1 rRNA gene is annotated in these 3,045 nt (G+C 51.7%); it reads right to left on the reverse strand.

The annotated features are described in order from the left end of the window. Nucleotides 1-94: 94 nt before the first annotated feature. Nucleotides 95-2,987: ribosomal RNA gene (locus ACQZ2L_RS24995) — 23S ribosomal RNA — on the reverse strand. Nucleotides 2,988-3,045: the final 58 nt, after the last annotated feature.

Consider the following 3,045-nt stretch of genomic DNA (forward strand, 5'->3'; position numbering starts at 1 on the left):
CCAGCAAATTCGGATATGTGATGTTTGTGTACGAATCTTCGAGCGTTTCGTCTTCACCACCACAATCTGCATGAGCAAATTGCTTGGGTGTTATATGGTCAAGCCTCACGGGCAATTAGTATTGGTTAGCTCAACGCCTCACAGCGCTTACACACCCAACCTATCAACGTCGTAGTCTTCGACGGCCCTTCAGGGGATTCTAGATCCCAGTGAGATCTCATCTTGAGGCAAGTTTCCCGCTTAGATGCTTTCAGCGGTTATCTCTTCCGAACATAGCTACCCGGCAATGCCACTGGCGTGACAACCGGAACACCAGAGGTTCGTCCACTCCGGTCCTCTCGTACTAGGAGCAGCCCCTCTCAAATCTCAAACGTCCACGGCAGATAGGGACCGAACTGTCTCACGACGTTCTAAACCCAGCTCGCGTACCACTTTAAATGGCGAACAGCCATACCCTTGGGACCGGCTTCAGCCCCAGGATGTGATGAGCCGACATCGAGGTGCCAAACACCGCCGTCGATATGAACTCTTGGGCGGTATCAGCCTGTTATCCCCGGAGTACCTTTTATCCGTTGAGCGATGGCCCTTCCATACAGAACCACCGGATCACTAAGACCTACTTTCGTACCTGCTCGACGTGTGGGTCTCGCAGTCAAGCGCGCTTTTGCCTTTATACTCTACGACCGATTTCCGACCGGTCTGAGCGCACCTTCGTACTCCTCCGTTACTCTTTGGGAGGAGACCGCCCCAGTCAAACTACCCACCATACACTGTCCTCGATCCGGATAACGGACCTGAGTTAGAACCTCAAAGTTGCCAGGGTGGTATTTCAAGGATGGCTCCATGAGAACTGGCGTCCCCACTTCAAAGCCTCCCACCTATCCTACACAAGCAAATTCAAAGTCCAGTGCAAAGCTATAGTAAAGGTTCACGGGGTCTTTCCGTCTAGCCGCGGATACACTGCATCTTCACAGCGATTTCAATTTCACTGAGTCTCGGGTGGAGACAGCGCCGCCATCGTTACGCCATTCGTGCAGGTCGGAACTTACCCGACAAGGAATTTCGCTACCTTAGGACCGTTATAGTTACGGCCGCCGTTTACCGGGGCTTCGATCAAGAGCTTCGCTTGCGCTAACCCCATCAATTAACCTTCCGGCACCGGGCAGGCGTCACACCCTATACGTCCACTTTCGTGTTTGCAGAGTGCTGTGTTTTTAATAAACAGTCGCAGCGGCCTGGTATCTTCGACCGGCAAAAGCTTACGGGGTAAACCCTTCACCTTCGCCGGCGCACCTTCTCCCGAAGTTACGGTGCCATTTTGCCTAGTTCCTTCACCCGAGTTCTCTCAAGCGCCTTGGTATTCTCTACCTAACCACCTGTGTCGGTTTGGGGTACGGTTCCCGATTGTCTGAAGCTTAGGAGCTTTTCTTGGAAGCATGGCATCAACCACTTCGTCGCCTAAAGGCAACTCGTCATCAGCTCTCGGCCTTGAGATCCCGGATTTGCCTAAGATCTCAGCCTACCACCTTAAACTTGGACTACCAACGCCAAGCTGGCCTAGCCTTCTCCGTCCCTCCATCGCAACAATCGGAAGTACAGGAATATTAACCTGTTTTCCATCGACTACGCTTTTCAGCCTCGCCTTAGGGACCGACTAACCCTGCGTCGATTAACGTTGCGCAGGAAACCTTGGTCTTTCGGCGTGCAAGTTTTTCACTCGCATTGTCGTTACTCATGTCAGCATTCGCACTTCTGATACCTCCAGCAAGCTTCTCAACTCACCTTCACAGGCTTACAGAACGCTCCTCTACCGCATCACCAAAAGGTGATACCCGTAGCTTCGGTGCATGGTTTGAGCCCCGTTACATCTTCCGCGCAGGCCGACTCGACTAGTGAGCTATTACGCTTTCTTTAAAGGGTGGCTGCTTCTAAGCCAACCTCCTAGCTGTCTAAGCCTTCCCACATCGTTTCCCACTTAACCATGACTTTGGGACCTTAGCTGACGGTCTGGGTTGTTTCCCTTTTCACGACGGACGTTAGCACCCGCCGTGTGTCTCCCATGCTCGGCACTTGTAGGTATTCGGAGTTTGCATCGGTTTGGTAAGTCGGGATGACCCCCTAGCCGAAACAGTGCTCTACCCCCTACAGTGATACATGAGGCGCTACCTAAATAGCTTTCGAGGAGAACCAGCTATCTCCGAGCTTGATTAGCCTTTCACTCCGATCCACAGGTCATCCGCTAACTTTTCAACGGTAGTCGGTTCGGTCCTCCAGTTAGTGTTACCCAACCTTCAACCTGCCCATGGATAGATCGCCCGGTTTCGGGTCTATACCCAGCGACTAAACGCCCTATTAAGACTCGCTTTCGCTACGCCTCCCCTATTCGGTTAAGCTCGCCACTGAATATAAGTCGCTGACCCATTATACAAAAGGTACGCAGTCACCTAACAAAGTAGGCTCCCACTGCTTGTACGCATACGGTTTCAGGATCTATTTCACTCCCCTCTCCGGGGTTCTTTTCGCCTTTCCCTCACGGTACTGGTTCACTATCGGTCAGTCAGTAGTATTTAGCCTTGGAGGATGGTCCCCCCATGTTCAGACAAAGTTTCTCGTGCTCCGTCCTACTCGATTTCATTGATAAGAGATTTTCGTGTACGGGGCTATCACCCACTACGGCCGCACTTTCCAGAGCGTTCCACTAATCTCAAACCAACTTAAGGGCTGGTCCCCGTTCGCTCGCCACTACTAAGGGAATCTCGGTTGATTTCTTTTCCTCAGGGTACTTAGATGTTTCAGTTCCCCTGGTTCGCCTCTTGCACCTATGTATTCAGTACAAGATACTCAGCTTATGCTGAGTGGGTTCCCCCATTCAGAGATCTCTGGATCACAGTCTGTTTGCCGACTCCCCAAAGCTTATCGCAGGCTACCACGTCTTTCATCGCCTCTGACTGCCAAGGCATCCACCGTATGCGCTTCTTCACTTGACCATATAACCCCAAGCAATCTGGTTATACTGTGAAGACGACATTCGCCGAAAATTCGTAC

Origin of the sequence: Pseudomonas shirazensis, assembly GCF_050496565.1 — a bacterium.
GTDB lineage: Bacteria > Pseudomonadota > Gammaproteobacteria > Pseudomonadales > Pseudomonadaceae > Aquipseudomonas > Aquipseudomonas shirazensis_A.